The organism is Acinetobacter johnsonii CIP 64.6 (genome assembly GCF_000368045.1).
Taxonomy (GTDB): Bacteria; Pseudomonadota; Gammaproteobacteria; order Pseudomonadales; family Moraxellaceae; genus Acinetobacter; species Acinetobacter johnsonii.
Window position 1 is genome coordinate 81,840 of the sequence record NZ_KB849235.1, and the last position, 1,553, is coordinate 83,392.

A 1,553-nucleotide genomic window follows, 5' to 3' on the forward strand; every position below is an offset into this window, starting at 1 on the left:
CAGTTGGTGCTACAGCTCGACATTGTGAATCTCAGTAAAATTATATTCACAATGCCGAGTACGCTAATGAACATAATATACGTTATGCCGAAATCCGTGAGCACAAAAAAATCAATCTAAATCAAAAACATCACCAATTTTTTTAATGATTATTAGCCCTAAAAATGCCATTAAAGACAATAAAACTAAATGCAACGTAGATAAAGAATACAGATAGTCAAAATATTCAATCATTGTTAAGCACCCTGTTTTGATTCAAATTTAGTCTATCGTAACCCGCATGTTATAAATGGGGGTAGAAAAATCAGTCAGACGACTAGATTCTGCTGAGAAGAATTGTGCAGATTTAGGGCTTTCCACCGTGTTTTTACGGGTTTGGGTTGTTTTTTGATCAGTCTTTTTAGCCATGAATCAGCCCTCACACTTAGACATATGAAATGGCAAATACTGGTGATGAAATCTTGAGAAGCACTTTGGGCACTCAACATCAACAGATCCTAGAACGATGCTTAAAATTCTCATTAGCAATCCCCCATTTCTTCTTTTAATTCAGCGTTTGTTTTTTTGTATAAATCTGAATGAACATCAATCAACGAATAGTCATAAGCCATTTCTGACGCAACAAATGCCAAATGCTCTAAGCACTGCTCTGTGGAGAAAGCAGGTACAAAGTTATCTAATGCACATTGGCCATTTTGAGAAACAAGCTCTGCCACCCTGTTAAAAGCAGCCTGAGTAAAAGATTGAGAGTCTGAGAAACTATAATTATTCATGCAAAAGTTACCTAGTAACTTGGTTTAAAGTATTAAACAAAGTTTACAGGTAACTTGTCAACTAATAAATAGGGTTAAAATTAACTTGGTAACTGTTAAACGGAAAATTGAAAAAATGAGCAAAGTCTACAAGCTACGAACGGATGAAGTAGAAGCTGTTAAGGAAACCTTAATGAAGTTTGTTGTTCAGAAAAAAAGCTTAATGGCGGAAAGTGATGTAATTCATGCACTTATTAAATATCACCTGCAAAATTTAAAAGCAGAAGAAGTTCTTAAATACCGACAAGATGTTTTAGGAAAAGATGAATAATGGGACTAGCAATCTTTTGTCTTATTCTGGGATTTATTGTTGGTTATTTGCTTAGAGACTCTAGGCAAGAAAAACCGAAAGAAACCATAAAGAAAACAAGAAATGTGTACCTAAACTACAATGAAAGGCAGCGCGAAAAAATCCGCTATCACAATGATGCGGACAGAATCAGACAACTAAATTTACTTTCGCCAAACGAAAGCAAATTCATGAGATTGCTTCAACACCAATTTGAAGATCATCAACTGATTGTAAAAGACAGACGTTTTTATATAGCAGATCGGGACAACTACCCTATTGCTATATTTGAATATCGAGATGGAACAAAGCAGCTAAAAGTAGAAGATACAGAAGAAGGAACACCAGTGTTTCTATACAAAGCAATTTTATCTAGCGAAGCAATTTTAGAAGATAAAGCAAAGCTCATAGCCGAATGTCGCATAACGTAATTTTATGTTAAATAGCATATC

At 34.7% G+C, this 1,553-nt stretch carries 4 protein-coding genes; 2 read left to right on the forward strand and 2 right to left on the reverse strand.

Annotated elements, in window-relative coordinates:
• Nucleotides 1-261 precede the first annotated feature (261 nt).
• A complete protein-coding gene (locus F986_RS18210; RefSeq protein ID WP_004693152.1) occupies nucleotides 262-408 on the reverse strand; it encodes a hypothetical protein in 147 nt (48 codons plus the stop codon).
• A gap of 113 nt (nucleotides 409-521) precedes the next feature.
• A complete protein-coding gene (locus F986_RS06140) occupies nucleotides 522-773 on the reverse strand; it encodes a hypothetical protein (protein WP_004693154.1) in 252 nt (83 codons plus the stop codon).
• A 115-nt stretch (nucleotides 774-888) separates the two neighbouring features.
• Here F986_RS06140 and F986_RS06145 point away from each other — a divergent pair, with 115 nt between their 5' ends.
• Both F986_RS06145 and F986_RS06150 read left to right on the forward strand, forming a co-directional pair.
• Nucleotides 889-1,083, forward strand: coding sequence for a hypothetical protein (locus tag F986_RS06145; RefSeq protein WP_026056468.1), 195 nt, complete (start codon nucleotides 889-891; stop codon nucleotides 1,081-1,083).
• Entirely contained in the window at nucleotides 1,083-1,532 is a 450-nt protein-coding gene (locus tag F986_RS06150) for a hypothetical protein (protein ID WP_004693158.1), read from the forward strand. Before F986_RS06145 ends, F986_RS06150 begins: the two co-directional genes overlap by 1 nt.
• Nucleotides 1,533-1,553 lie beyond the last annotated feature (21 nt).

Coding starts and splice junctions, on each gene's coding strand:
- F986_RS18210 (WP_004693152.1), bottom strand. CDS start 408: ATGGCTAAAAAGACTGATCAAAAAACAACCCAAACCCGTAAAAACACG.
- F986_RS06140 (WP_004693154.1), bottom strand. CDS start 773: ATGAATAATTATAGTTTCTCAGACTCTCAATCTTTTACTCAGGCTGCT.
- F986_RS06150 (WP_004693158.1), top strand. CDS start 1,083: ATGGGACTAGCAATCTTTTGTCTTATTCTGGGATTTATTGTTGGTTAT.
- F986_RS06145 (WP_026056468.1), top strand. CDS start 889: ATGAGCAAAGTCTACAAGCTACGAACGGATGAAGTAGAAGCTGTTAAG.